25 protein-coding genes are annotated in these 25,022 nt (G+C 69.6%); 14 read left to right on the top strand and 11 right to left on the bottom strand.

What is annotated here, in order from left to right; genetic code table 11:
- Positions 1 to 89: 89 nt before the first annotated feature.
- Together G406_RS0141310 and G406_RS0141305 are read left to right on the top strand one after the other, a co-directional pair.
- Complete coding sequence (locus G406_RS0141310; protein WP_028938431.1) at positions 90 to 617, top strand: hypothetical protein; 528 nt, start codon at positions 90 to 92, stop codon at positions 615 to 617.
- A 20-nt stretch (positions 618 to 637) separates the two neighbouring features.
- Positions 638 to 1,552, top strand: coding sequence for a hypothetical protein (locus tag G406_RS0141305; RefSeq protein WP_211241421.1), 915 nt, complete (start codon positions 638 to 640; stop codon positions 1,550 to 1,552).
- Between the two features lie 76 nt (positions 1,553 to 1,628).
- On the opposite strand, the gene G406_RS0141300 is transcribed toward G406_RS0141305, so the two are convergent.
- Positions 1,629 to 3,656 (bottom strand): ABC transporter ATP-binding protein, encoded by a 2,028-nt coding sequence (locus G406_RS0141300; RefSeq protein ID WP_156935442.1) that lies wholly within the window; start codon positions 3,654 to 3,656, stop codon positions 1,629 to 1,631.
- Positions 3,657 to 4,481: 825 nt separating this feature from the next.
- On the opposite strand from G406_RS0141300, the gene G406_RS0141295 reads away from it, so the two are divergent.
- Together G406_RS0141295 and glmS are read left to right on the top strand one after the other, a co-directional pair.
- Positions 4,482 to 4,766, top strand: coding sequence for a hypothetical protein (locus G406_RS0141295; RefSeq protein WP_051343373.1), 285 nt, complete (start codon positions 4,482 to 4,484; stop codon positions 4,764 to 4,766).
- Positions 4,767 to 4,809: 43 nt separating this feature from the next.
- On the top strand, positions 4,810 to 6,609 hold the full coding sequence (glmS, locus tag G406_RS0141290; RefSeq protein ID WP_028938427.1) for a glutamine--fructose-6-phosphate transaminase (isomerizing): 1,800 nt from the start codon (positions 4,810 to 4,812) through the stop codon (positions 6,607 to 6,609).
- Between the two features lie 57 nt (positions 6,610 to 6,666).
- Here glmS and G406_RS0141285 read toward each other — a convergent pair whose 3' ends face one another.
- Positions 6,667 to 7,155 carry a methylated-DNA--[protein]-cysteine S-methyltransferase gene (locus G406_RS0141285; protein WP_028938426.1) on the bottom strand — a complete coding sequence of 163 codons (489 nt, stop codon included), beginning with the start codon at positions 7,153 to 7,155 and terminating at the stop codon, positions 6,667 to 6,669.
- Positions 7,152 to 7,556, bottom strand: a complete 405-nt coding sequence (locus tag G406_RS53005; RefSeq protein ID WP_051343372.1) for a hypothetical protein — start codon at positions 7,554 to 7,556, stop codon at positions 7,152 to 7,154. The genes G406_RS0141285 and G406_RS53005 overlap by 4 nt, the downstream gene beginning before the upstream one ends.
- Before the next feature lie 48 nt (positions 7,557 to 7,604).
- On the opposite strand from G406_RS53005, the gene G406_RS0141275 reads away from it, so the two are divergent.
- The 5 genes from G406_RS0141275 (at position 7,605) to G406_RS0141255 (ending at position 13,080) form a co-directional block, all read left to right on the top strand.
- A complete protein-coding gene (locus G406_RS0141275; protein WP_156935441.1) occupies positions 7,605 to 8,528 on the top strand; it encodes a LysR family transcriptional regulator in 924 nt (307 codons plus the stop codon).
- A gap of 90 nt (positions 8,529 to 8,618) precedes the next feature.
- Positions 8,619 to 9,848: a cytochrome P450 gene (locus G406_RS0141270; RefSeq protein WP_028938424.1), complete on the top strand. Its 1,230-nt coding sequence runs from the start codon at positions 8,619 to 8,621 to the stop codon at positions 9,846 to 9,848.
- Positions 9,845 to 10,807, top strand: coding sequence for an MBL fold metallo-hydrolase (locus G406_RS0141265; protein WP_028938423.1), 963 nt, complete (start codon positions 9,845 to 9,847; stop codon positions 10,805 to 10,807). Before G406_RS0141270 ends, G406_RS0141265 begins: the two co-directional genes overlap by 4 nt.
- Positions 10,804 to 12,441 carry an FAD-dependent monooxygenase gene (locus G406_RS0141260; RefSeq protein WP_028938422.1) on the top strand — a complete coding sequence of 546 codons (1,638 nt, stop codon included), beginning with the start codon at positions 10,804 to 10,806 and terminating at the stop codon, positions 12,439 to 12,441. The genes G406_RS0141265 and G406_RS0141260 overlap by 4 nt, the downstream gene beginning before the upstream one ends.
- Before the next feature lie 39 nt (positions 12,442 to 12,480).
- Positions 12,481 to 13,080 carry an LURP-one-related family protein gene (locus G406_RS0141255; protein WP_028938421.1) on the top strand — a complete coding sequence of 200 codons (600 nt, stop codon included), beginning with the start codon at positions 12,481 to 12,483 and terminating at the stop codon, positions 13,078 to 13,080.
- Positions 13,081 to 13,086: 6 nt separating this feature from the next.
- Here G406_RS0141255 and G406_RS0141250 read toward each other — a convergent pair whose 3' ends face one another.
- On the bottom strand, positions 13,087 to 13,626 hold the full coding sequence (locus G406_RS0141250) for a DUF7715 family protein (protein WP_084216810.1): 540 nt from the start codon (positions 13,624 to 13,626) through the stop codon (positions 13,087 to 13,089).
- 685 nt (positions 13,627 to 14,311) lie between these two features.
- Here G406_RS0141250 and G406_RS0141245 point away from each other — a divergent pair.
- On the top strand, positions 14,312 to 15,043 hold the full coding sequence (locus tag G406_RS0141245) for an MgtC/SapB family protein (protein ID WP_028938419.1): 732 nt from the start codon (positions 14,312 to 14,314) through the stop codon (positions 15,041 to 15,043).
- A gap of 125 nt (positions 15,044 to 15,168) precedes the next feature.
- Here G406_RS0141245 and G406_RS0141240 read toward each other — a convergent pair whose 3' ends face one another.
- A complete protein-coding gene (locus G406_RS0141240) occupies positions 15,169 to 16,089 on the bottom strand; it encodes an alpha/beta hydrolase (RefSeq protein WP_028938418.1) in 921 nt (306 codons plus the stop codon).
- Between the two features lie 160 nt (positions 16,090 to 16,249).
- Here G406_RS0141240 and G406_RS0141235 point away from each other — a divergent pair, with 160 nt between their 5' ends.
- On the top strand, positions 16,250 to 16,999 hold the full coding sequence (locus G406_RS0141235; RefSeq protein ID WP_245607411.1) for an enoyl-CoA hydratase: 750 nt from the start codon (positions 16,250 to 16,252) through the stop codon (positions 16,997 to 16,999).
- Between the two features lie 228 nt (positions 17,000 to 17,227).
- Here G406_RS0141235 and G406_RS0141230 read toward each other — a convergent pair whose 3' ends face one another.
- A complete protein-coding gene (locus tag G406_RS0141230) occupies positions 17,228 to 18,196 on the bottom strand; it encodes an LLM class flavin-dependent oxidoreductase (RefSeq protein ID WP_028938416.1) in 969 nt (322 codons plus the stop codon).
- 115 nt (positions 18,197 to 18,311) lie between these two features.
- Here G406_RS0141230 and G406_RS0141225 point away from each other — a divergent pair, with 115 nt between their 5' ends.
- Positions 18,312 to 19,664 carry an MFS transporter gene (locus tag G406_RS0141225; RefSeq protein ID WP_028938415.1) on the top strand — a complete coding sequence of 451 codons (1,353 nt, stop codon included), beginning with the start codon at positions 18,312 to 18,314 and terminating at the stop codon, positions 19,662 to 19,664.
- A gap of 182 nt (positions 19,665 to 19,846) precedes the next feature.
- On the opposite strand, the gene G406_RS53000 is transcribed toward G406_RS0141225, so the two are convergent.
- Both G406_RS53000 and G406_RS0141215 read right to left on the bottom strand, forming a co-directional pair.
- Positions 19,847 to 20,440, bottom strand: a complete 594-nt coding sequence (locus G406_RS53000) for a DUF4232 domain-containing protein (protein ID WP_084216808.1) — start codon at positions 20,438 to 20,440, stop codon at positions 19,847 to 19,849.
- A 29-nt stretch (positions 20,441 to 20,469) separates the two neighbouring features.
- Positions 20,470 to 21,879, bottom strand: a complete 1,410-nt coding sequence (locus G406_RS0141215) for an MFS transporter (RefSeq protein WP_028938414.1) — start codon at positions 21,877 to 21,879, stop codon at positions 20,470 to 20,472.
- A 51-nt stretch (positions 21,880 to 21,930) separates the two neighbouring features.
- Between G406_RS0141215 and G406_RS0141210 the strand changes: the two genes are divergently transcribed.
- Together G406_RS0141210 and G406_RS0141205 are read left to right on the top strand one after the other, a co-directional pair.
- Complete coding sequence (locus G406_RS0141210) at positions 21,931 to 22,383, top strand: TIGR03668 family PPOX class F420-dependent oxidoreductase (protein ID WP_028938413.1); 453 nt, start codon at positions 21,931 to 21,933, stop codon at positions 22,381 to 22,383.
- Positions 22,384 to 22,415: 32 nt separating this feature from the next.
- Positions 22,416 to 23,063 carry an HD domain-containing protein gene (locus G406_RS0141205; RefSeq protein ID WP_037081214.1) on the top strand — a complete coding sequence of 216 codons (648 nt, stop codon included), beginning with the start codon at positions 22,416 to 22,418 and terminating at the stop codon, positions 23,061 to 23,063.
- Between the two features lie 32 nt (positions 23,064 to 23,095).
- On the opposite strand, the gene G406_RS0141200 is transcribed toward G406_RS0141205, so the two are convergent.
- The 3 genes from G406_RS0141200 to G406_RS0141190 all read right to left on the bottom strand — a co-directional run bounded on the left by G406_RS0141200 (position 23,096) and on the right by G406_RS0141190 (position 25,022).
- Positions 23,096 to 24,031 carry an NAD-dependent epimerase/dehydratase family protein gene (locus G406_RS0141200; protein WP_028938411.1) on the bottom strand — a complete coding sequence of 312 codons (936 nt, stop codon included), beginning with the start codon at positions 24,029 to 24,031 and terminating at the stop codon, positions 23,096 to 23,098.
- A 61-nt stretch (positions 24,032 to 24,092) separates the two neighbouring features.
- The gene (locus tag G406_RS0141195; RefSeq protein ID WP_028938410.1) at positions 24,093 to 24,710 is read right to left on the bottom strand and encodes a LysE family translocator; all 618 of its coding nucleotides are present in this window, start codon (positions 24,708 to 24,710) and stop codon (positions 24,093 to 24,095) included.
- Between the two features lie 36 nt (positions 24,711 to 24,746).
- Positions 24,747 to 25,022, bottom strand: coding sequence for a hypothetical protein (locus G406_RS0141190; RefSeq protein WP_028938409.1), 276 nt, complete (start codon positions 25,020 to 25,022; stop codon positions 24,747 to 24,749).

The raw sequence follows: 25,022 nt of genomic DNA, 5'->3' as shown, positions 1-25,022 counted from the left end.
TTCGTTCTCTATTTCGCCAGGGATTATTCTCACCCAGAAACGTTGAGGTTCTCTCAGGCCGGTCACGTTGTGTAACAAGGCGGTGGATCATGGATGCAGAGAGATGGGCACCGCGCGAGCGCGGGAAGGCCACCCTGCTCGCCACGGTGATGCTCGGAGCGATGCTGTACCCGTTGCGCCAGCACTTCCGGTCGGCCGAGAAGAAGGCGGACGGGTTTCCGCTGTCCTACTACCCGATGTTCAGCGCGCGTCGACGGCAGTACGCGAACATCAACTACATCGTCGGCGTGATGGCCGACGGCAGCCGCGGCTACCTGCCGCACCGGCTGCTCGGGACCGGCGGTCTGAACCAGGTTCGCCGCCAGCTCAACCGGGTCGTCCGCGAGGAGCGCGCCGAAAGCTTCGTGGAGCTGCTGGCCGCGCGGGCGAGCCGCGAGATCGGTCTCGAGGACGTCGTGCGGATCGAGATCGTGAAGGGCGAGTTCGACCTTGACAACTGCATGTTGAAGCACCAGATCGAGGGCGAGGAAACGTTCATCGCCGGTGCCGACGTAGTCCGGGTACCCGGACTCGAAACCCTGTTGGACGGTACGGACGTGGCGGCGGTTCCCCAGTGAGGGCACGCAAGACGAAGGCCGTGAAAGAGAAGACCCCCGGCAAGGGGCTGCGTGCCCTCAAAGGCCTCGGTGGGGTCGTAGCGGCCCCACCGGCCCGGCTCGGGATGGTCCGGCTGCTCATCGGCGGCTACACGTTCTACTACCTGCGTAAGCGCCGCGACGCCTTCCACCGGCTGAACCGCACCGACCCGGCGCTGTTCGCTCCGGTCGGCCCGGTCCGGGTGCTGCGCAAGCCGATCCCCGCGCCGGTCGCGGACGCGCTCAACGACGCGACCCTGGTCAGCACCGCGCTGTTCGCGCTCGGCGCCGGGCACAAGGTCGTCGGCCCGGTGCACTCGTCGTTGCTGAGCTGGACACTGTCCTACCGCAACTCCTGGTCGATGATCTTCCACAGCGACAACTCGCTGGTCATGCACAGCATCGTGCTCGGCGCGACCAGGGCGGCCGACGCCGTGTCGGTCGACGCGCTGCTGTCCAGTGCGAAGACACCCGAGCCGCACAAGCGCTACGGCTGGCCACTGCAGCTGATGAACGCCGTGTCGACGGCGGTGTACCTGCTCTCCGGCGTGTCCAAGGTCGCCGGACCGCTCGGCTGGTCCTGGGCGAAGGGCAGCTCGATGCGGCGCCAGGTCGCCGTGGACGGCGTGCGCAAGGAGGTGTTCGGCTCCGAGGCGCCGGCCGCCGCGTACGCGACGTACAAGCACGAGCACCTGTTCACCGCGTTCGCCGCCGGTTCGCTCGCCATGGAGCTGGGCGCGCCGCTCGGTCTGATCAACCGCAAGTTCGGCAAGCTGATGGCGCTGGCCCTGTTCGGCATGCACTGGGGCATCCGGGTCATCATGGGCATCAAGTTCCGCTACCAGATGTCCGGCGTGAGCTTCGCCCCGTGGTTCGACGTGGAGAAGATCCTGGAGATCTTCACCCGCCGCCGCTGACCAGCCTGCACCGAGCAAGCAAAACCCCAGCTCACTGCCCGTGAGTGTTATGGGCTGCCATAGCAGCCCATAACACTCACGGGGTGTGGTCTGGGGTTTTCTGCTGTTCCGGTGCGTCCGCCTGCTCGATCGGGGCGGGCTGCTGGACGGGCTGCCGGGGACGGCCGGGAGGCGGCGGGCGCATCTGGCCCTGCTGCATCGGACCCTGGGGGGCGAGTGCGCCGCGCTGGAGCTGGACCGTGCGGGTCGCCAGGCGGGTCAGCGCCGGCGTGTGGGTCGTCATCACGACGGTACGGCCCTGTACGAGCTTCGTGAGGGCCTTCACCACGAGCTCCTCGGCGTTCACGTCGAGACCGGTGGTCGGCTCGTCCAGCAGCACGACCGGCGAGTCCAACAGCAGTGCTCTGGCGATGCCGACGCGCTGACGCTGACCACCGGACAACCCGGTGCCGCCATCGCTGAGCTTGGTGTTCATGCCGTCCGGGAGTTTCGCGGCGAACTCGGTGACCAACGCGGCCTCCGCGACCGCGAGGACCTCCTCGTCGGTCGCCTCGGGCCGTCCGTACCGGATGTTGTCGATCAGCGTGCCGGAGAACAGGAACGTGTCCTGCAGGACGACCGCGACCTGCCGGTGCAGCCACCATTCCGGAACGTCGGCCAGCGGGAACCCGTCGAGGCGCACCGAGCCACGGGTGGGCGGGTACAACCCGGCGATCAGGGACAGCACGGTCGACTTGCCCGCGCCGTTCTGACCGAACAGTACGATCCGCTCACCCGGGTAGATGGCGAGGTTCAGGTTGTTCAGCACCGGGCCACGGCCGTAGTCCAGGCCGACATCCCGCAGCTGGATGCCGCCCAGGGTCCGCACCGGGAGCGGCTGGCGGATGTCGATGACCGGGCGGGTCTGGTCGATGATCGCCGATACCCGCTCCGCCGACGCCGCGCCCTTGGTGAACGTCATGGTCAGCTTGGACAGCTGCCGCATCGGGGCGAGCATGCTGCGCAGGTAGCTCGTGACGACGATCAGCACGCCGACCTGCCACCAGTTGTTCACCACACCGATGCCACCGACGAACAGCAGCGCCGCACTGCCCAGCGCCGCGACGGTCTCCAGCAGCGGAGTGAACCGCGCGCGCAGCTCGACCGCGCGCAGCCCGGTCTTCAGCACCTTCTCGTTGTCCGAGCCGAACCGCTCGTCGTGCAGGTCCTGACGGCCGTACGCCTGGATGGTGCGGATGCCCTGCAGCGACTCGGCGACGAAACCGGACAGCACACCCTCCGCCGCGCGCTGGCGACGGGCGGACTTGCGGGTCAGCCGCGTGTAGCGGATCGCGGTGAAGAACACCAGCGGCGCGGCACACAGCGCGATCAGACCGAGCCGCCAGTCCATCGCCAGCAACATGCCGGTGATGCCGAGCAAGGTCAGCGTGCCCGGGATCAGCGTCGAGAAGATGCCGACCAGGCTGTCCTCGATGCGAGCCGTGTCGGTGGCGATCCGGCTGGTCAGCTCACCGACCGCGTGCTTGTCGTGGTAGCGCATCGGCAGCCGCTGCAGCTGGCCGAAGACGTCCGTGCGGATGGCGGAGGTGATGCGCTCACCGGCGCCGTTCATCATCCGGTCGCCGAGGTAGTCGAACAAGCCGGAGAAGCCGGTGATCACCAGCACGGACGCGGCAGCGACCGACAGGATCGCCAGCGGCTCGTCACCGGCGAGAGTGGCGATGTACTGGACCGGCGCGGCCAGCGGCTTGTGCTGGAACAGGTGATCGATCACCAGCGCGAGCGGCCACGGGGTCGCCAGGTCGGCGAGCAGCTCACCGATGCGCATCAGCAGGCCGACCAGCAGCGCGGGCATCTGGGTCCGGCCGTAACGGCGGTAGCGCCAGAGCTGGCGCAACAACCCGATGTCCTTGATGTCGCCCTTGACCTGCTTGGCCGACGACTTCTTCGACTTACCCGGCTTGGGTGCCTTCGCCGAAGCGGCGGACTTCGCGGAGGTGGATCCGGTCGAGGACCGGGCACTCGACTTCGAGCCGGAATCCTCGGCCCGAGGTGAAGTGCGCCGCCCGGTTGCACGCCGCAGCGGGGCCGCTCCTAGATCCATACTGAGGCCAACGAACAGGAACTCCACAGGGCGCGGTGCATCGCGGCCTGCCTCGACGGGCGGCCTTCGAGAAGCGATGAGAACGCGATCTGCTGGTTCGGAGAGACTAGGCCAACCGGGTCATCTCGTCTCAGCGGGGTGCTTTGATGCGCCCAGCGGTCACCCGATGGGTAGTGCCGGCTGAGGAGGTGCGGTGTCGGTGTGTGCATGACCGTCAGAGCGCTACGCTCGCTTCGTCGCCCGGAGGTGCTGGTTGACGCATGCAACTGATCATACGCGGCCGGTGTTTCAGCATAATCACCGTACCGGGGCACCCCGGAGGAGTGACGGGATTTCCGGCTGGCCCTCGCGCGTCCCAAGTTCCCGGCAGGGACCCCACTCCGCTTCGCTCCGGGGGCCCGCAACCGGAAACACTGAGCCCCCTTCGGGGAGACTCGCGGAGCCGGCTTGTCAGGGAGTGCTGGCGCTTTCGAGGCCGGGTTTTCATGGTCACCACCGTGTGAGGGCTGTTTTCCGCCCGAAAAACAGCCCTCAGACGGTGGTGATCATGAAAACGGCCCGTGCGGGCTGGAAACAGTCACCCTTCCACGCATCTGCACGCGGTGGGGACGCGGCGCAGCCGTGGTCTAAAGAGCGCCGCAGACTGCTCCTTTTCCCCGCGATCCTGGCCTGCCCACACCAAGACACTGGATGGCCAGCGGGGGACACCCTGCAACCCCTGACCACTGGATGGCCAGCGGGCACACGCCCTGCATTGTGGATTCCTGCCCGAAATCGGGCAGGAGATTGGCCAACTGGGGCCATCCGGTGCCAGACTCGGCTCTTGTGAGTCTCCCCAGCGGCCCTGCGGTCCGGCACGACGAGCTGATTCGTCACGTCGTGGCGTCCACCGGGCTGGCTCCGGAGATCGCGGTGCGGCTCGTCGCCGACGTGCTCGGCTACTTCGGTGAGACCACCGAGGAGTTCGTCCGGCGCCGGCACGCCGAGCTGCACCGGCGAGGACACCCCAACGCAACGATCTGGCCGCAGATCGGCGCCGAGCTGGCCGGGCGACGAGTCGCCGCGAGCCCGCTGACCGAGCGGCAGCTGCGCCGGCTCGTCTACGGCTGACCCACTCTGCTCGACCACCCCTGAAGCCCCAGAAAGGGATCACATGTGCGGAATCGTCGGCTACATCGGCCATCGGCAGGCCGCCCCGGTGCTGCTGGAGGGCTTGCGCAGGCTCGAGTACCGCGGCTACGACTCGGCGGGCGTCGCGCTGGTGCAGCGGCGCAGGCTGAAGGTGCACAAGACCGCCGGACGGGTCGAGGACCTGCGCAGGCTCGTCGGTGAGACCGCGCCGGGGCCGGTCGGCATCGCGCACACCCGCTGGGCCACCCACGGCGAGGTGACCGACGTCAACGCGCACCCGCACACCGACACCTCCGGCCGGTTCGCCGTCGTGCACAACGGCATCGTGGAGAACGCCGACCGGTTGCGCGCGCAGCTCGTGGCCGACGGCGTCACGCTGGTGTCCGACACCGACACCGAGGCGCTCGTCCACCTGATCGCGGCCCGCGCCGAGCAGACCGACACCCTCGAAGCGGCCGTGCGGTCCGCGCTGTCGGTCGTCGAAGGCACCTACGGTCTCGTCGTGCTCGACTCGCAGCGCCCCGACGAGCTGGTCGTCGCCCGCAACGGCAGCCCGCTCGTCCTCGGTGTCGGCGAAGGCGAGACGTTCATCGCCTCGGACGTCGCCGCGCTCGTCCGGCACACCCAGCGGGTCGTGTACCTGGAGGACGGCGAGATCGCCACGGTGCGCGCCGACGACTTCCGCACGAGTGGCCGCGCGGAGACCGTCGAGCTGTCCGACGAGGACTACCAGCTCGGACAGTTCGAGGACTTCATGCGCAAGGAGATGGCCGAGCAGCCGGAGGCCGTCCGGCGTGCGCTGCGCGGCCGGCTGGACAACCGGTTCAACACGGCGCGCCTCGGCGGCCTGCGCCTCGACCCGCGCGACCTGCGCGGCGTGCGCAGGGTGAAGTTCCTCGGCTGCGGATCGGCGTACTACGCGGGCCAGCTCGGCGCGACCCTGGTCGAGGAGCTGGCCAGGATGCCCGCTGACGCCGAGCCCGCCTCGGAGTTCCGCTACCGCAACCCGGTCGTCGACTCCGACACCCTGTACGTGGCGATCAGCCAGTCCGGCGAGACGCTCGACACGCTCGCCGCCGTGCAGGAGCTCAAGCGCAAGGGCGGCAACGTGATCGGCGTGGTCAACGTCGTCGGCAGCGCCGTGGCCCGCGAGTGCGGCAACGGCGTGTTCCTGCACGCGGGGCCCGAGGTGTCGGTCGCCTCGACCAAGGCCGTCACCAACATGACCGTCACGTTCGCGATGCTCGCGCTGCTGCTCGGCCGGGTCAGGGACCTGTCGGCGGCGCACGGTGAGCGGCTGGTCGCGGCGCTGCAGGCGCTGCCCGACCAGATCGCGCAGGTCCTGGAGACCGAGGACCAGGTCGCCGACGTGGCCGGCAAGTTCGCCTCCGCCGAGCACATGTTCTTCATCGGCAGGGTCCGGGCGTGGCCGGTGGCCCGCGAGGGCGCGCAGAAGCTGAAGGAGATCTCCTACCTGCACGCCGAGGCCTACCAGGCGGCCGAGCTCAAGCACGGCCCGCTGGCGCTGATCAACCCGGCGATGCCGAGCGTCGTGCTGGTGCCGGACGACGAGCTGCTGTCGAAGAACATCTCGACGATCGAGCAGATCAAGGCACGCGGTGGGCCGGTCATCGCGGTCACCAACGCGCAGCTGCCGGCGGGTCTTGTCGACGCCGAGCTGCGGGTGCCGAAGAACTCACCCGAGCTGGACCCGATCCTGCTGACCATCCCGCTGCAGATGTTCGCCTACCACGTGGCGAACGCGCTGGGCCGCGACATCGACAAGCCCCGCAACCTGGCCAAGAGCGTCACCGTCGAGTAAAAGCCGTGAGTGGCGAGTGGTCCTATAGGACCACTCGCCACTCACGGGTCTCTGGGGTCACCAGAGGGCCAGCTCGGCCCGGTCGTGGGACTCCAGGTCCAGCAGCTGGCGCTTCATGTCCAGGCCGCCCGCGTAGCCGGTCAGCTTGCCGTTCGCGCCGACCACGCGGTGACACGGCACGATGATCCACACCGGGTTGCTCGCCATCGCCCCGCCGACCTGCTTGGCGCCCTCGTATCCGCTGGTCAGGCCCAGCTGGGTGGCGAGCTTGCCGTAGCTGGTCGTCTCGCCGTACCCGACGGAGGCCAGCCCCTCCAGGATGCGCCGCCTACCGTCGTCGACCCTGGACAGATCCACCGGCACGGTGAACTCGCGCAACCGGCCGGCGAAGTACATGTCCAGCTCGGCCCGCGCCAGGTCCAGCCAGTGCTGGGCCTGTTCGGTCGGCACGGCGGAGACGCGTGCCGGGCGGGTCGTGCAGCGGGTCAGGCCCGCGTCGGACGCGGCGAGTGTCAGCCGTCCGGCCGGGGTCTCGTGGGTGATCATGAGGTCCTCCTCGGATCGGCGTCGGTTACCTCAACAGAACACCGGTCAGCCCGGGTCGGTTGCAGGGCCGTCAGCCATAGGACGGTCCGCGCGGCGTCCCAGCTGTCCGTCGCGGCCAGCCGGGGAGCGATATCCCGCCAGCCGTCGGGCCGATCCGCGATCAGCCAGGCATCCGCGTCGCCTGCCAGCCTGCTCGCCGGACGCAGCCAGGACGCGGCGGTCGCCGGCCAGGAGACGATTCGCCCGACCACTCCGCCCCGGTCCGACCAGGCGCGCCCGAGCGTCTCCGCGCGGGCGACGGATTCGGGGTCCCTGCCGTGCCCGATGTTCAGTACCGAGGGCTCCAGTTCGGCCACCAGCCGCAGCGCGGTCTCCAGGTCTTCTGTCGCTTCGGGGGACACGCCACCAGCCTGGCCGGTCGGGCGGCGCGGAGCTGGCGGAAATCGGACGTGAGGGTCGAGGATGCGCGAGTGATCGAGGAGCTGAGCCTGCGCCAGTTGTCCTACTTCGTCGCTGCCGCCGAGGTGGGGACGATGACCGGTGCGGCGGCGACGCTGCACGTCTCGCAGTCGGCGGTGTCCCTCGGGCTCGCCGACCTCGAACGGCAGCTGGGCGTGCAACTGGTGCTGCGCCAGCGGTCGAAGGGATTGACGCTCACCGCCGCCGGGCAGGAGCTGATCTCGCCGGCGCGCACCCTGCTGCGGCTGGCGGAGGAACTGCGGTCCGGCGCGCACGACCTGGGCGGCGCGCTGCGCGGACGGCTCGTGATGGGCTGTTTCCAGACGATCGGGCCGTTCGTCATGCCGACCCTGCTGGACAGCTTCGCCCACGCCCATCCGGAGGTCGAGCTGGACTTCGTGGAGGGCTCGGTCGTCGACCTGGAGGCGATGCTGCTCGACGGCCAGTGCGAGGTGGCGCTGCTCTACGACATGGACCTCAGCCCGACCGTGCACCGCGAGACCGTCTACCTGACCAGCCCGCACGTGTTGCTCGCCCCGACGCATCCGCTGGCCGACCGATCGTCGATCGCGCTGCGCGACCTGGCCGACCACGACATGATCATGCTGGACTTCCCGCCGAGCAGGCACCATTTCAGCGCACTGCTGGCCGAGCACGGCGTCACCCCGAGGGTGCGGCACAGCTCGGTCAACTTCGAGATGGTCCGCTCGCTGGTCGCCCGCGGCCACGGCTTCTCGCTGCTCATCCAGCGGCCGACGGTGGAGGTCAGCTACGAGGGAAGGCCGCTGGTGGTGCGCCCGCTGGTCGACGACGTCGAACCGACCGCGGTGGTGCTGGCCTGGCCGTCGACGGCGCCACCGACCCGCCGGGCCCGCGCCTTCGCCGACCACTGTCACGCGGTGCTCACTTCATGAGCTTTGCTCATGGACTTGCGTAGATCTGTGTGCTTTACAGCGTTTGTGAGTGGGGTCATCCTCGATGCACGGTGAACGAAGGAGTTACCCGTGCCAGCCACCTGCCCGGTCACGTTCGACCCGTTCGACGCCAGCTACCTGCTCGACCCGTACCCGACGCTGGAGCGGCTGCCCGCCGCCTTCCACTCGGCCGAGCTCGACATGTGGGTGCTCACCCGGCACAGCGACATCGACGCGGTGTTCCGCGACCCGGCGACGTTCTCCGCCGCGATCGCGCAGGACCCGCTGTTCCCGCTCAGCGACACCGCTCGCGCCGCGCTCGGGCCGCACTTCCCGCTGCCGAAGACGATGTCCAACAACGATCCGCCCGACCACGCCCGGATCCGGCACTTCACCATGCGGGCCTTCTCCGCCCGGCGCACCGCCGTATTGGAACCCAGGGTCAGGGCAGCGGCCACCGAGCTGGTCGATGCGCTGCCCTCCGGTGAGTTCGACCTGGTCAGCGCCCTGAGTCACCCGCTGCCGGCATTCATGATCTTCGCGCTCATCGGGTTCCCTCCCGAGGACACCGAAGTGCTGACCAGCTGGTGCGGCAACCGGATGGCCTTCTCCTGGGGACGACCGGCGCTCGCGGAACAGGTCGAGATCGCCGGCAACATGCGCCGCTACTGGGAGTACTGCACACGGTTCGTGGCCGAACGGGTCGCCGAGCCGCGCGACGACTTCACCAGCGACCTCGTCCGCTGGCACCTCGACGACCCCGATCGGCTGACCCAACGGGAGATCACCAGCATCATCTACGGGCTGAGCTTCGCCGGCCACGAGACGACCACGAACCTCACCAGCAACGCCCTGCGGCGGCTGCTGGAACACCGCGACCAATGGACCGAACTGTGCGCGGACCCGTCGCTCATCCCCAGCGCCGTCGAGGAAGCACTGCGCTACGACACCAGCGTCATCGCATGGCGACGCATCACCACCCGAGACGTGTCCATCGCCGACGTCGACATACCGGCAGGCTCGAAGCTGTTGCTGCTGCTCGGCGGCGCGAACCGGGACCCCGACCGGTTCGCCGACCCGGACCGGTTCGACATCCACCGCCCCGACGCCGCCCGGCACCTCGCATTCGGCAAGGGAATCCACTTCTGTCTCGGCGCCCCGCTGGCCAGGATGGAACTGCGGATCGTCCTCGAACTGCTGACCGCCCGGACACCCGATCTCGAACTGGTGCCCGAACAAACACTGGACTTCCCGCCGAACGTGTCGTTCCGCGGTCCCCACCGGCTACTGCTGCGCCGCACCACCCAGGAGGCCCCATGACCGCCAAACCGTTCGCCTCGTCCGCCGACCTGACGACGAAGGAACAGACCCTCGAGGTCCTCGCGGACGGCGTGTACGCGCTGACCGCCGAAGGCGACCCGAACATCGGCGCGATCGAGGGCGAGGACTTCCTCGTCTGCTTCGAAGCGCTCGCCACCCCGGTCGCCGCCGCCGACTGGCTGAAGATCCTGCGTCAGCACACCGACAAGCCCATCCGCTACCTGGTCCTCAGCCACTACCACGCGGTGCGGGTGCTCGGCGCGTCCGCGTTCGACGCCGAGGTGATCGTCGCGCACGAGAACACCCGCGCGCTCGTCGCGGAACGCGGCAAGCAGGACTGGGAGAGCGAGTTCGCCCGGATGCCGCGCCTGGCCAAGGGAGCCGAGTCGGTGCCGGGACTGACCTGGCCGACGCTGACCTTCTCCGACCGGCTCACCATCGACCTCGGCGGTGACCGAGGTGACCTGGAGCTGCGTTACTGCGGTCGTGGGCACACCGAAGGTGACATCGTCGCCTGGCTGCCCCGGCACCGAATCCTGTTCGCCGGCGACCTCGTCGAAGCCGAGGCCGCGCTGTACACCGGCGACGCGTTCCACCGGGAGTGGTCCTCGACCACCCTGGACGCCGTGTCCGCCTTCGGGGCGGAGGCGCTCATCGGGGGGCGAGGCGGGGTCAGCCGAGGGCGGGAAGCAGTCGGCGCGGCGATCGCGCAGACCCGCAACTTCCTCGACGTGATGATCCGCGAGGTCGGTGCGGTCCAGCAGCGCGGCGGCACCCTGCGCGAAGCCTTCGAGGCCTCGCACGCCGCGCTGGTCGACGACTACGGCCGCTGGCCCATCTTCGAACACTGCCTGCCGTTCGACGTGTCCCGGCTGTGGGACGAACTGTCCGGGGTGGACCGCCCGGTCATCTGGACCGCCGAACGTGACCGCGAGGTCTGGGACCAGCTCCAGTCATGACCGGTTCCTGGCCGCTCGACCCGGTCGTGGTGCTCGGCAACGGACCGGTGGGCCAGACAGCCGCGCTGCTGCTGGCCCGCTGGGGCGTGCCGACCGTCCTGCTCGACCAACGCCCGGAACGCGACCTCGTCGGTTCCAAGGCCATCTGCCAGCAACGGGACGCCCTCGACGTGTGGCACGCGCTGGGCGTCCCGGTCGCGGACCTCGGGGTCACCTGGACGACCGCGCGCACCTTCTACCGGTCCGCCGAACTGTTCGCGCTGACCCTGCCCGACCCCGGCCGTTCACCGCTGCCGCCGTTCGTCAACATCTCGCAGTCCCACACCGAGCAGCTCCTCGACTGCGCGATCGCCGCCCAGCCGCTGATCGACGTCCGCTGGGGTCACCGGGTCGAGACCATCGGCCAGGACGACTCCGAGGTCACCGTCGCCGGTCCCGGGTTCGAGCTGCGCACGCCGTACCTGCTGTGCTGCGCCGGCGCGCGATCCGACGAGCTGCGCGCACAGCTCGGCGTCGACCTCGCCGGACACTCGTTCGACGACCGCTTCCTGATCTGCGACATCCGCGCCGAACTGCCCGGGTGGGCGACCGAACGGCGCTTCTACTTCGACCCGGACTGGAACCCCGGCAGACAGGTACTCATCCACCCCTGCCCCGACTCGACCTACCGCATCGACTGGCAGGTCCCACCCGACTACGACCTCGACGCCGAGGTGTCCTCCGGCGCGTTGGACCGACGCATCCGGCAGATCATCGGCGCGCAGCCGTACGAGGTCGTGTGGAAGTCGGTGTACCGGTTCCACACCCGCTGCGTCGACCGCATGCGGATCGGCCGAGTCCTCCTGGCCGGCGACGCCGCGCACCTGTACGCACCGTTCGGCGCCCGAGGCCTCAACTCCGGGGTCGCCGACGCGGAGAACGCCGCCTGGAAGATCGCCTGGACGGGCAGAGGTCAGGCAGGCGAAGACCTGCTGGACAGCTACCACGCCGAACGGCACGCGGCCGCGCTGGAGAACGTGGCCGTGACCACCGCGACCATGGACTTCCTCGTCCCGAGGTCCGAGGCGGCCGCGCGGCACCGCCGCGAGGTGCTGACCCGCGCCGTGACCGACCCCTCGGCCCACCCGCTCGTCGACTCCGGCCGCCTGGCCGAGCCGTTCTGGTACGTCGGCTCCCCGCTCACCACCCCCGATCCGACCCGGCCCGACGCCTGCCGCCCACCACGCAACACCCCCGTCCCGCCGTCACCCGGCGTCCTCGTCCCCGACCTGCCCCTGTCCGGCGGCCGCTCACTGCGCGGCCTGTGCCGAGAAGGGCCCGTCGTGCTCGCCGCTCCCGGTGCCCCGGCCACCCCGTCCCTCGGATGTGACTCGCCCCCCGCCCGGACACTGCCGATGACCTCACTCAGCGCCGACCTGCCCGCGCTGCTCGGCGCACGCGACGGCGAGTGGTGGCTGATCCGGCCGGACGCCCACATCGCGGCCGTCATCCCCGCGCTGCCGTCCACCACGAACCTCGCCGCGTCCGGCGAGACCGCGCTCGCCGATGCACTGCGGCGCAGCCTCGGGCATCACGTCGCTCGCCCAGTCAACGGCACGGATGAGCGAATCCGGCAGTCCGCCCCGGCATTGTGACGGGACCGAACGACACCCGCGCTGACACACTCTCGATCCATGACCGCCCCGATGCACATCGAGCGCTTCCTCATCCGGCAGAAGGTCACCCTCATGGTGAACCGCTACCTGATCTTCGCGGCCAACCCCGACGGCAGCGAAGGCGCTCTGCTGGCCTTCGCCCAGCAGAAGCGGATGAAGCTCAAGGAAGAGGTCGTCTTCTACACCGATGAATCGAAGACCCGCCAGGTGTTCTCCTTCAAAGCTCGGCAACGGCTGGACGTACACGCCGAACACGACGTCTACGACGAGTACGGCAACCGGCTCGGCTACTTCAGCAAGCAGTTCGGCGCGAGCCTGCTGCGCTCCACCTGGAACCTGTCGGCGCCCACCGGAATCACCGCCGTCGGACAGGAGAGACGACTGAGCATCGCCATCCTGCGCCGAATCTGGGACTTCATCCCCTACCTCGGCGACATCTGGATGCCCTTCGTCTTCCACTTCGACTTCACCGACAGCAACACCGGCCAGATCGTGCTCAGCAGCGAACGCAAGAAGGCCATCCGGGACCGCTACATCATCGACGCTCCGGACCCACGCCTGGACTTTCGTCTCGCCGCCGCGATGGCCGTGGCCCTGGACGCGCTGCAGTCACGCTGAACCAGGTCAAGGCACCGAACCGATCGGCGGCAGCTTCCGGACACACAGCTCCCACCCGCGACGCTCCACCACCGTGCCCGGATGCCAGTCGGCCACCATGTCCAGCATGTCCAGCGCCTCGACACGAGCGTCCCGCGCGGCCTCCTCCTCCGACACACCGCAGGTACACATGTTGTGCCGGAACAGGTCGATGTACTCCGCCTGCGTGATCGGCACGAGCGCCACCACAGCCGTCGTGGTCGCCGACTGCGAACTCATCCCGTAGAACGCCCGACCGCACCCACACGGCCCGTCGGGATCCTGCTTGCCACTCGGACAGATCGAATCCAGACAGACCAGCTCGCCCTTCACACAACCGTGGAAATCGCTGGTCCGGTGCCCCTGCGACTCACTGGTCGCCACCAGAACCTTCGACAACACACCCCTGGCCGCCTCGTTCACCTGCTCCGCCAGCCCACGCAACATCTCGAGCTGATCCATCGCGTCCCCGGGCCCGAACAATCCCTCCAGATCGATCGGCCCCCGCCGCTCCGGGTTCTCCTGCATCACTGCCTCCTCTCGGTAGAGACCAAGAGATACCAGCGGGGACCGACAGTATTGTTGGGCCTGTTTCGCGCGCGGAGTTTTTCTGTGACCACCCCGGCTCGCGTAAACGCTCGCTGGGGTACTCCCAGAAAAACAAGCCTCGTTCCTCGGCCGGGCGCGCGCTTGTTGTCGCCCTGGGAGCCGCCGTCCGGCTGGGGAGCCTGGGTGCGGACATTCACTACGCCGGCCTTCGCCGGAACTCCTTCGGAGCTCTCGCGGAGCCAACTGTGTGGGTTGGCGTGGTCCTGCCCCCCAGGGCGACGCCGCGCACCCTAAGTGCACACCGCGCTATGTGCACGTGGCGCGGCGTGCACGGAAGGTGCGCGGTGTGACCGGTGTTGATCACCCAGCAGGCGCACGGCTCGGGGGACATACCCCCGATCGCCTCACAAGTGTTTGACCGGTCAAGGGTCGCGGGGTCTACTGGACTTGAGTCGCCCGCCTTCTTGAGCGGGCCCCCGGATGGTGGATGGGAGGTGGGCCGGATGACCGGCGAGGGAAGTAGTCGCAGCCACGCGGACGTCCGGCCGACCTCAGCGGCCTGAGACCTGGCCCAGGTCCCGTCGGCTTCGCGTGGTGATCAGGCACGGGCGCGCGCAGGTGATCGCGCCGATCGCATGTCGAAGACATCCGAGGGGACAGACAGATGAACAACGTGGAGATGGTGCTGCGCCTCGGCGCGGGCGTCGGCTTGGGCGCGGTGATCGGCTTCGAGCGCCAGTACCGCGCGCGGATGGCCGGATTGCGCACGAATGCACTGGTGGCAGGCGGTGCGACGCTGTACGTGCTGCTGTCCGCGCACGGTTTCGGTGGACCGGACGCGGACCCGACGCGAGTCGCAGCGCAGATCGTGTCCGGCATCGGGTTCCTCGGCGGCGGGGTGATCCTGCGTGAAGGACTGACCGTGCGCGGGTTGAACACCGCGGCGACCCTGTGGTGCTCGGCGGCGGTCGGCTCGCTGGCCGGCGCCGGGCTGTTCCAGATCGCGGCGGCGGGCACGGTCGCCGTGGTGGCGGTGAACATCGTTCTGCGGCCGGTGGGGCGAGCGGTGGACCGCAGGCCGGACACCGGGACCGAGACCCCGACCTCGTACGAGTTCCTCGCGGTGACCACCGACGAGGCCGAAGCCCACGTACGCGCGCTGCTCGTCCAGGCACTCGCCCGCACCGACTTCGCGCTGCGCTCGGTGACCAGCACCAACATCACCGGGAACGAGAACGGGAGCGGCCGGGTCGAGGTTCGTGCACACCTGGCCGCGGAGCAGCGAGACGACAAGCAGATGGAGACCGCGATCAGCCGGCTGTCGATGGAGCCGTCCGTCACCAGCGTGAGCTGGCAGGCCGAACTGCCCACCGCCGACGCCGAGGCAGAGCACTAGCCCGCCCCGCGAGTCGGGCACGTCAGCACAGCGAGTCGGGCACGTCAGCACAGCGAGTCGGGCACCTCGGCACAGCGAGTCGGGCACCTCGGCACAGCGCCGAGGTGCCCCGCCCGCCGAACCGGTCAGGACTTCGTGAGCAGGTGCTCCACGAACCAGTCCCTCGCGGCGCCGGAGGAGATGTCGAAGCCGGGACCGGTGTAGGCGTCGAAGTGGCCGCCGTCGACCAGCTGCAGCTTCTTCGGCGCCCGGGCCGTCTCGTACGCGGCCGCGGCCAGCTCACCGGCAGCCAGCCGGTCGTTCGGCGCGACCACCATCAGCAGCGGCGTCGGCGAGATGAGCGGCAGGTACTTGGCGGGCTCGTAGCCTCGGAAGTACTCCATGGTCAGCAGCGTGACCTCGTTGCGCCAGGCCGGTGCCCGCTGCGCGGAGACCTCGCTGAACCACTGGTAGGAGTCGGCCGTCGGCAGCGCGGCCACCGCCGTCGGGTCCTCGGCGACGACCGGGATCAGAGTCGGCTCCGCGCCGCCCGCGATCGCCTGGCGTTCCGCGGCGAACATGGCGTCCATCGCGGCCCAGTTGTCGATGCGCACCAGCTCACGGAAGTGCTGCGAACCGGAGATCGCCGGCACCTGACCGACGATGGCCTTGACCCGGCGGTCGATCGCGGCGGTCACGTAGGCGTTGCCGCCGCCGTAGCTAGACCCCCACAGCCCGATGCGCTCCGCGTCGACGTCCGGCCGGGACTGCGCGTAGGTGATGGCGTGCTGGATGAACCGGATCTGCTGCCACGGGTCGACCTCCTGACGAGGCGTTCCCGGTACCGCGTCGCTGGCACCGAAGCCGGGGTGGTCGTAGACCAGACAGTTCAGGCCGGCCGCCGCGAACACCTCCGCGTACCGGTCCAGGAACATCTCCTTGACCGCCGCGAAACCGTGCTGCAGCACCACGCACGGCGCCTCGCCGCCCGCCGAACCCTCGGCCGGGTAGAACCAGCCGCGCAGGGTGGTGCCCTGCGCACTGAACTCGACGTCTTCGCGTGCCACGTGATCCTCCTCGATCGGGTGCTCGCCGCACATCCTGCTCACGCACGGGCCACACGGATAGACGTGCCGGTGCCACAACGTGACGCATTCCTCGGCCTGAACCGACAAAAGCGCATCGCTGGAGAAGTCGGACTGTCGAACATCTGAGAGCATCGACGCCATGACGTCCCCGATGACGACGGTGACATGGCACGACCGGGTCGCGCTGCTCACCATCCACCGGCCGGAGAAACGCAACGCGTTGAACATCGCGCTGTGCCAGGAACTGCACGAGGCACTGGTCGGCGCGCTCGCCGAGGGCGCCAGAGCCGTGGTGTTCACCGGCGAGGGCACCAGCTTCTGCTCCGGCGCCGACCTGGACGCGGTGTACAGCGCGGAGTTCCGTGACGCGCTCTACGGCATGCTGGGCGCGGTGACCAACGCCCCGGTGCCGGTGATCGCGGCGGTCAACGGACCGGCGATCGGCGCTGGTACCCAGCTGGCGATCGCTGCCGACCTGCGGATCGTCGCCCCTACCGCGGTGTTCGGGGTACCGACCGCGCGCATCGGTCTCGCCGTCGACCCCTGGACCATCCGCAGGCTGTCGCTGCTGGCCGGTAACGGGGTGGCCCGAGCATTGCTGCTGGCCTGCGACCAGCTGCCCGCCGAACAGGCGTTGAACAGTGGACTCGCCGAGAAGACGGGCTCGCTGGAGGACGCACTGGTCTGGGCGGCAGGTATGACCGAGCTCGCGCCGCTCACCGTCGCCTACAACAAACAGGTGCTGAACTCGGTGTTCGAGCCGGAGTTCGACCCGCTGACCGACAAGGAGCTGTTCGACTCCTTCGAAGCCTGCTGGGAGAGCGAGGACTTCGCCGAGGGCCGCCGAGCCAGAATCGAGAAGCGCCCCCCACGCTTCTCGGGTAGCTAATGAGACACATGCCGGCAACAGCTAAGCCGGCTCCGCGAGTCTCCCGAAGGGAGTTCCGGCGAAGGCCGGCGTAGTGAATGTCCGCGACCAGGCTCTGCAACGTGATGTGGCGGCTCCCCAGGTAGGCACAAGCGCGCGCTCGGCCGAGGAACGAGGCTTGTTTTTCTGGAAGCGCCCCCGAAGCGAAGCGAGTGGGGTGGTTACAGAAAAACTCCGCGCGGAACGGGCTTACAGGACCGCCTTGGCGAAGGCCTCCAGTTCGCGCGCGACGTCCGGGCCTGCTGGCTGGTAGGCGATCTCGGTTGCGCCCTGCTCGGCGAGAGCTGCGACGCGTTCGCGCAGCGCGTCTGGTGACAGTGCCAGGCCCGTGCTGCTCAGCACCTCGCCGGTCACGAACGGCTTGTCGCGTTCGTTGAGTACCGCCAGGTGACCGTCGTGCAGAGCCAGGTGCTTGACGTCGGCGGGGACGTCGTCGTAGGCGGCCGCCCAGTCGTGGCCGTTCGGCAGGTCGTCCAGCAGGCCGAACTCGAGGCAGTAGTGCAGCGTCACCGAGGCGCCGTGGCCGGCTGCTTCGAGGGCCCTCGGCGAACCGGGGTCCTCGCCGTCCTCCAGGACCGTGCCGAACGTCAGGACGATGCTGCGGTCGAAACCGGGGATCGGGACCGACGCGGCGAACACCCCGTCGCCGATCTCGTGCGCGACACCGATGCCCTTCGGACCCGCCGCGCCGACCAGGATCGGGACGTCGATCGGGCGCGGTGAGCCGAACCCCGGGTACTGCATCATCCGGATCTGGGCGCCCTCCCATTCGGTCTGCTCGCCGCGCAGCAGCGCACGCAGGGTCCGGATGTACTCGGCGACGAAGGCCCACTTCGCCGGACGCTGGCCCAGGGTGAGGCGCCCGGTGAAACCCGAGCCGACCGTGACCGCCACCCGGTCCTGCCCGGCGATCGACACGAGCGTGGAGATCGCCGACGCGCTCGCCATCGGATGGCGCAGCGTCGGCACCAGCACACCGGGTCCGAGCTGGACCCGTTCGGTGCGCTCGGCGGCCCGGCACAGCTGCACCCACACGTCGGCGTACAGCGCGGGGGAGTCGTAGAACCAGACCGTGTCGTAGCCCAGCTGCTCTGCGATGCGGGCGTGCTCGTGGCTGTCGAGCGAGGTGTTCAGTGCACAGGACAAGGTGAGTGGCATCTCTCGATGCTGGCCCGGGCCGCGCGGCGGCGCAGCGCGAGTTCGGGATCTTCCGCCTCCCGGGTGCGGTTACTCGGTTGACTGCGGGCCGTGTTCAGGATGTGGTGTGCACGAGATGAGTGATCAGGGCGAGGCGGCGAAACCCGAACGAGGTGAACTGTTCGGACCGCATCGGCGCAACACCACGATCGGTGTGCTGCTGCTGATCAGCATGGTGGCGTTCGAGTCGATGGGCGTCGGCACCGCGATGCCGGTGCTGGTCGCCGAACTTGGCTCGGTGTCGATGTACGCCTGGCCGTTCGTCGCGTTCATGGCGGCGGCGGTGTTCGCCACGGTGCTCGGCGGACGGTGGTGCGACCGTGCCGGGCCGCGTAACCCGCTGCTGCTCGCGCCGATGCTGTTCACCGCGGGACTGGTCGTGGCGGCGACCGCGTCCGGTATGCCGCAGCTGCTGGTCGGACGAGTGTTGCAGGGGCTCGGCGCGGGTTGTGTCACGGTGGCGATCTACGTGCTTGTCGGACTGATCTACCCGGAGCAGGTGCGGCCCGCGATGTTCGGGCTGATGTCCTCGGCGTGGGTACTGCCGTCGCTGATCGGGCCGCCGATCTCCGGGCTCGTGACCGAGCGGTTCTCCTGGCGGTGGGTGTTCCTCGGTCTGGTGCCGGTGGCGTTGCTCGCGCTGGCACTCGTGACCCGCGCGGTGCGTGGGCTCGTCGTGCCCCAGCGGGAGAGCACCCGTCGAGGGGTGGTGGTGGCCGCGCTCGGCGCCGCCGCCGGGGTCGCCGCGCTGACCTACGCCTCGGAGAATCCGAGCGTCACGTCGGCGGTCATCGCCGTCGTCGCGCTGGCCATGTTGGTGCCCGCCATGCGGTGGTTGCTGCCGGCCGGGGTGTTCCTGGCCCGTCGAGGCATTCCGACGGTCGTCGCCTGCCGAGGGTTGTGCGCCGCGCTGTTCTTCACCGCCAACTCCTACCTGCCGCTGATCATGACGAGCACGCACCACTGGTCGCTCGCGGCCGCCGGGCTGCCGCTCGTGGTCGGTTCGCTGGGTTGGTCGGCAGCTGCGGCGTGGCAGGGACGGCATCCGACGCTGCACCGCCCGACGCTGCTGCGGATCGGATTCTGCCTGCTCACCGGTGGAGTGCTGGCGCTGCAGCTGGTGGCATCGACCTGGGGTGTGCCGTGGCTGGTGCTGCCGGTGTGGGCGTTCGCCGGGTTCGGGATGGGGCTGGTGTTTCCGTCCGTCGCGTTCCTGCTGCTACGTCAGTCCGGGGCGGGGGAGCTGGGCTATCACACGTCGGCGGCGCAGATGTCCGACCAGCTCGGGTCGGCGACCATGGTCGGTCTCGGCGGTGCGCTGCTGGCGTTGCTGCACAGCCCGGCGCACGCGATGCCGGTCCTGCTCGCCGTGCTCGCGCTGCTCGGTGCGATCGGAATCCTGATCGCGGGCCGCAGCCTCAACCCGTGAGTGCTGCGGCCGCCCATAGGTGGCCGCGGCACTCACGGGTGCCCACGTTCCCGACTCGCGGTGCTGTGGTGCGCGCGTCGTCTGCACCCTCCGCGAGTCGGGACTTTCAGCACCGCGAGTCGGGGACGTCAGCTCCGCGAGTCGGATGGGTGGACACATCGGGGCCGCGTGGGGGCGGTGGGTCAGCGGGCGGTGAAACTCTCTACCCAGGAACCGGGGTGGGTCGCAGCGTCCTGGCGCAGGACGCTGACCGTGGCGGGCCACGGCGCGGTGAGCGGCGTCGTCTCGCCGGGCGGGATCGTGACCAGCTTGGTCGGCGTCCACTTCTTCGAGCCGGAACTTCCCACCGAGCCTTCCTCGTAGGACAGCACCACGATCCGGGCAGTCGCCCGGGCCCCCGGCGCCAGGGTGATCGTCTTGCCGAGGTCCTTGCGGGGCAACGAGTACACCGGGCCGTTCGGGTCGTCCGGCCCCTGCAGGTCGAGACCGGGGACGCCGTGCAGCTGGCACGGCTTGTCCGAGGTGTTGGTGTACGCCAGCGGCACCATGTTCTGGCCCGGCGACAGCTCCGAGGGCTGACCGAGGTCCACCGAGAGCTGCGCGGTGTGACACCTGGCCGTGGCGCCGCCGGAGGCCTTCGGCGTGGTGCTGGGTGCCTCGGAACTGGACGTCGCCTGCGTGGACGGCGACGGCGGAGCCTCGGTCGGAGCCGGGCCACCGCAGCCGGCCAGCGCCATCGCGGCGGTCGCAGCGGTCAGCCCCATGAGAATGCGCATCGTCCATCCCCTCGCCAGAAGCCCGCACGCTACTCCAAGTGGGTGGCGCACCAGGCGAACGTACCCGCGAGCAGCGCGGCGCAACCCAGCAGCAGCGTGTCGAGCGCGAACGCGTGATGCGCCGCGGCCTCCACACCCGCCATCGGGGCGAGCGCCAGGTACAGCGTGCCGAACAGGGCGACCCCGGTCGCGCCACCCATCTGCATCGTCATGGTCGACGCGCCGCTGATGTCCGAGGCGTACCGGTCCTCGACCGCCCTGGTCAGGTGCCCGATCATGGTGGAGAACTGGGTGCCGAGACCGAACCCGCCGACGGTCAGCAGCACGACCAGCAGCGCCATGGGGTGCCAGCCGACGAACAGCGCCCCGCTGACCCCGAGGAACGCCGAGGCCAGCAGCACACAGCCCAGCCAGGGCAGCTGCCGGTGCATCGAGACCGGCAGCCGCGCGGCGACCTTGCCCGCGACACCGAACGCCGCGACCCAGGTGACCAGCATCAGCCCGGACTCGACCGCGCTGTGACCGAGCCCGAACTGGACGTACTGGGCCAGGGTGAACAGCAGCGCGTAGTAGGTCGAGGTCGCGGTGAACAGCCCCGCCAGCCCGAGCACGATCGGGCGCCGGCGCAGGGCGTCGACGCTGAACAGCGGGCTCGCGCCGAGTGCCTCCGCACGGCGCATCACGGTCAGGAACAGCCACGCCGCCGGCGCGGCGGCGATCAGGCTCAGCCACGTCCACAGCGGCCATCCCTCGGTCCGTCCCAGGCACAGCGGCAGGACCAGCAGCAGTACCGCGACGGCCAGCGCGACCACGCTCGGCGGGTGCACCCCGGCCGACGTCGTCCGACGCTGGTCCGAGGGCAGGTAGCGCAGCCCGGCGACGAGGACGATCGCGCACACCGGCACGTTGACCAGGAAGATCGACCGCCAGCCGGTGCCAGCCAGGTCCGCCTCGATCAGGACGCCACCGAGGATCTGCCCGAGTACCGCGCCGCAGGACAGCGCGACCGTGTAGTAGCCGATCGCCCGCGCCCGGTTCTCGGCGGTGAAGTTGAGCTGGATGCCGGTCAGTGCCTGCGGGAACATCAGCGCGCCAGCCGCGCCCTGCAACGCCCTGGTCAGGACGAGTACCGGTGCGTTCGGGGCCAGTCCGCACAGCAGTGACGTGACGCCGAACAGCGCGACGCCGAGCAGGAACATGCGCTTGTAGCCGTGTGTGTTGCCCAGCCGCGCACCGGGGATGATCAGCACCGCGAAGGCGATCAGATAGGCGCTGACCACCAGCTCGATGGCGGACTCGGACGCGGCGAGACCGGTGCGGATCGCGGGCGTGGCCACGTTGGCGATGGTCGCGTCGGCCTGCGCGAGGAACGGCCCCATCACCAGAACGGCGAGCAGTGCGCCCTTGAATCTGGTGGCGAGCGTGTTGGGTGAGGTCACGTCGCGCTGAACCCCGGGCCTGCCGCCTCGGTTGCACCTACTCTCGGGACGGTGAACCTGACCGAGATCGATGCGCGGGCCCGGTTCACGGCGTCCCGCCACGCCTATCTGGCCACTGTGGACGGTGCTGGTCAGCCGCACCTCGTGCCGGTCACGTTCGCGGTGGACGGTGGCACGGTGCTGATCGCGATCGACCACAAACCGAAGCGCTCGACGGACCTGAAGCGGCTGCGCAACATCGAGGCCAACGAACGGGTGTCGCTGCTGGTCGACGAGTACGACGACGACTGGTCGAAGCTGTGGTGGGTCCGTGCCGACGGCACCGCGCGGGTGCTCACCGAGCCGGCGGACCGCTCGGGGCCGCTGCGGCTGCTCGCCGCCAAGTACCCGATCTACGCCGACCGGGTGCCGTCCGGGCCGGTCATCAGCATCGACATCCGCGCCTGGACCGGCTGGGCCTACGGCTCCGGAAACTCACCTGGTGCCGGGTCAACGATCGCCTAGGGTCGAGGCGAGGGACATCGAGGGGAGTACACGTGAGCGTCGAGGAAGGTCTGCTGGTCGACCGCATCGGGCAGCCCACCGGGGTGGCCGCCAGGTTGGCGTCGCAGATCGGGTTCATCCTGGAGGTCGACCGGCTCAAGACGATCCTGCGCCGGACTCCGCTGGTCGCGGCGGACCGCAGGGAGAACGACGCGGAACACTCCTGGCACCTCGCCCTGATGGTGATCGTGCTCGCCGAGTACGCGGTCGAGCCGATCGACGTCGTCCGGGCGCTGAAGCTGGTGCTGATCCACGACCTGGTCGAAATCTATGCCGGTGACACGTTCGTCTACGACGCGTCCGCCCAGGTCGACCAGGTCGAACGCGAGCAGGCGGCGGCCGCGAGGCTGTTCCCCCTGCTGCCGGACGACCAGGCGTCGGAGTTCCGGGCGCTGTGGGACGAGTTCGAGCTGCGGCGCACGCCGGAGGCCCGGTTCGCCAAGGCGATGGACCGCCTGCAGCCCATGCTGCTGAGCTTCCACAACGAGGGCGGCACCTGGCGGACCCCCGGCGTGACCGACGCCGAGGTCCGCCGCCGCATGTCGGTGATCGGCGACGGCGCACCTGAGCTGTGGACCTACGCGCAGCGGCTGATCGAGCTGGCCGCCGACCGAGGCTGGGTAGCCACCGCCCCCTCGTGAGTGTTGCGTGTGGCTATGACCACATTCAACACTCACGAGCTGAAGGCGGCTGTTCCTTCGCGGTAGCTGGGCACGGACGGTCGCCAGCCCAGCTCGGACCTCAGCTTCGCATTGGACACCCGCATGCTGGTGGCGTCCATCTGGTCGACCAGGAACGGCGCCGCGAGTCGCAGCAGCCGAGCGGGCACCCGACGAGGTCGTGGGGCACCGAGCGCGGCGGCGAGCGCGTCGAACATCTGACCCCAGGTCGCGGGTTCGTCGTCGACGACGTTGTACGCCTCGCCTGCCCGGCCCCGTTCGAGGACCGCCCGGGTCGCGGTCGCGGCGTCGGTGTGCCACAGCCAGCCGAACCGTCCGCCGTCGCCGCTCGGAACCGGGAACCGGCCCTTGCGCAGCAGCTTCACCATGGCGTCCGACGCGGGACCGGGGCCGTAGACGAAGCCGTAGCGCAGCGCGATGCCCTCGAGCCCTTCGGCCATGCGCACCTGCTGTTCCGCCGAGGCGAACGCGGCCGTCGCGGCGTCGGACTTCACCCCGCGCGGCCGCCCGAACGGGGCGTCTTCGCTGATCAGCGCCTCACCGTGGTCGACGAAGCCGTAGCCGAAGATCATCGACTGGGTGACCATCCTGGTCGCGCCGACGTGCCGCGCCGCCTCCACCAGGTGCGCGGTCCCGGTGGTGCGCAGCCGGTTCGTCTCGGTGATGCCGCGCCCCCGGTAGCGGGTGGGCGCGTTCTTCAGCGCCGTCGCCTCGTGGATCACCGCGTCGGCCGCGACACCGTCGAGCGCGCGCAGCAGGCCGTCCCGGTCCAGGACGTCGGCGACGATCGGTCGGGCGCCCAGCTCGGTGATCAGCCGTGCACCCGCCGCGCTCCTGGACAGCCCGATGACCTCGTGGCCACCGCGACGGAGCTCGGCCACCAGTTCCCGCCCGATCGCACCGCTGGCGCCCGCGATGATGACCCGCATCGACTCTCCTCTCGAGAAGGCTCATGGGGGAGACGGCGGCGCCGGCCGAAGTGTGACGCCCTCAGACCTCGGCGCCGGCCAGGCCGACACCGAGGGCCACGAAGACGCCACCGGTGACCCGGTCCAGCATCCGCCGGACCCGGTCGCGGGTGATGAGGGCGGTGAGCGTGCCGGCGAACTGCACGAAGATCAGCCAGTAGGCGACACCGACCACCACGTCGAGCGTGCCGAGCAGCAGGATCTGCGGGGTCACCGGCGCGTTGTGGTCGACGAACTGCGGCACCAGGCTGAGGAAGAACAGCGCGGCCTTGGGGTTGAGCACGTTGCTCAGCAGGCCACGGACGAAATGGCCGGCCAGGCTCGTGTCGGCGGCCGGGGCGACCGTCGTCGACGCACCGCCGCGACTGGCCAACAGAGCCCGAACGCCCAGGTAGCAGAGGTAGGCCGCGCCGAGCAGCTTCACGACGGTGAACGCCTCGGCGGAATGGGCGAGCACCGCCGAGATACCGAGAATCGCGGCGAGCATGTGCACGCACAGACCGGTCTGGGCACCGAGCGCGGCGACCCTGCCTGCCCACATGCCGCGACCGGACGCGCGGAGAACAACCGCGAAGTCCGGCCCCGGCACGAGGTAGGCGAGCAGTACGACGGTCAGGAACCCGGCCAGTGCGCCTGTCATGACATCAGGCATGCCCGTCAGGTGGCGGCCGTACTCCTAGATCTGCTCCCCGGAGTTCTTCGCCGCGTTCGCGCCGAGCATGAGCAGGTACGCACCGACACCCGCGATGCTCAGCTTGCGCAGCGCCGACTTGCGGCTGCGCAGCCCCAGTCCGAGAGCCAGCTCGGTCGCGCCGTTGCGGTACACCCAGGATCGCGTGTCGTTCGGGAACACGGACGCGGTGAGCGGCTCGTATGCCGTGGGCGCGACGAAGTGGCTGGCGCCGACACCGGCGAGCAGCGTGCCCGCGGTGCGTAACGAGAACAGTGCCAT

This window comes from Actinospineispora spinosispora DSM 44797 (genome assembly GCF_000429025.1).
GTDB classification, from domain to species: Bacteria; Actinomycetota; Actinomycetes; order Mycobacteriales; family Pseudonocardiaceae; genus Pseudonocardia; species Pseudonocardia spinosispora.
Note: the sequence above shows the minus strand (reverse complement) of the source record. Positions and strands in the feature narration are given on the sequence as shown.

Coding starts and splice junctions, on each gene's coding strand:
- G406_RS0141310 (WP_028938431.1), top strand. CDS start 90: ATGGATGCAGAGAGATGGGCACCGCGCGAGCGCGGGAAGGCCACCCTG.
- G406_RS0141300 (WP_156935442.1), bottom strand. CDS start 3,656: ATGGATCTAGGAGCGGCCCCGCTGCGGCGTGCAACCGGGCGGCGCACT.
- glmS (WP_028938427.1), top strand. CDS start 4,810: ATGTGCGGAATCGTCGGCTACATCGGCCATCGGCAGGCCGCCCCGGTG.
- G406_RS0141285 (WP_028938426.1), bottom strand. CDS start 7,155: ATGATCACCCACGAGACCCCGGCCGGACGGCTGACACTCGCCGCGTCC.
- G406_RS0141265 (WP_028938423.1), top strand. CDS start 9,845: ATGACCGCCAAACCGTTCGCCTCGTCCGCCGACCTGACGACGAAGGAA.
- G406_RS0141260 (WP_028938422.1), top strand. CDS start 10,804: ATGACCGGTTCCTGGCCGCTCGACCCGGTCGTGGTGCTCGGCAACGGA.
- G406_RS0141255 (WP_028938421.1), top strand. CDS start 12,481: ATGACCGCCCCGATGCACATCGAGCGCTTCCTCATCCGGCAGAAGGTC.
- G406_RS0141250 (WP_084216810.1), bottom strand. CDS start 13,626: ATGCAGGAGAACCCGGAGCGGCGGGGGCCGATCGATCTGGAGGGATTG.
- G406_RS0141245 (WP_028938419.1), top strand. CDS start 14,312: ATGAACAACGTGGAGATGGTGCTGCGCCTCGGCGCGGGCGTCGGCTTG.
- G406_RS0141235 (WP_245607411.1), top strand. CDS start 16,250: ATGACGTCCCCGATGACGACGGTGACATGGCACGACCGGGTCGCGCTG.
- G406_RS0141230 (WP_028938416.1), bottom strand. CDS start 18,196: ATGCCACTCACCTTGTCCTGTGCACTGAACACCTCGCTCGACAGCCAC.
- G406_RS0141225 (WP_028938415.1), top strand. CDS start 18,312: ATGAGTGATCAGGGCGAGGCGGCGAAACCCGAACGAGGTGAACTGTTC.
- G406_RS53000 (WP_084216808.1), bottom strand. CDS start 20,440: ATGCGCATTCTCATGGGGCTGACCGCTGCGACCGCCGCGATGGCGCTG.
- G406_RS0141200 (WP_028938411.1), bottom strand. CDS start 24,031: ATGCGGGTCATCATCGCGGGCGCCAGCGGTGCGATCGGGCGGGAACTG.
- G406_RS0141195 (WP_028938410.1), bottom strand. CDS start 24,710: ATGACAGGCGCACTGGCCGGGTTCCTGACCGTCGTACTGCTCGCCTAC.
- G406_RS0141190 (WP_028938409.1), bottom strand. CDS start 25,022: ATGGCACTGTTCTCGTTACGCACCGCGGGCACGCTGCTCGCCGGTGTC.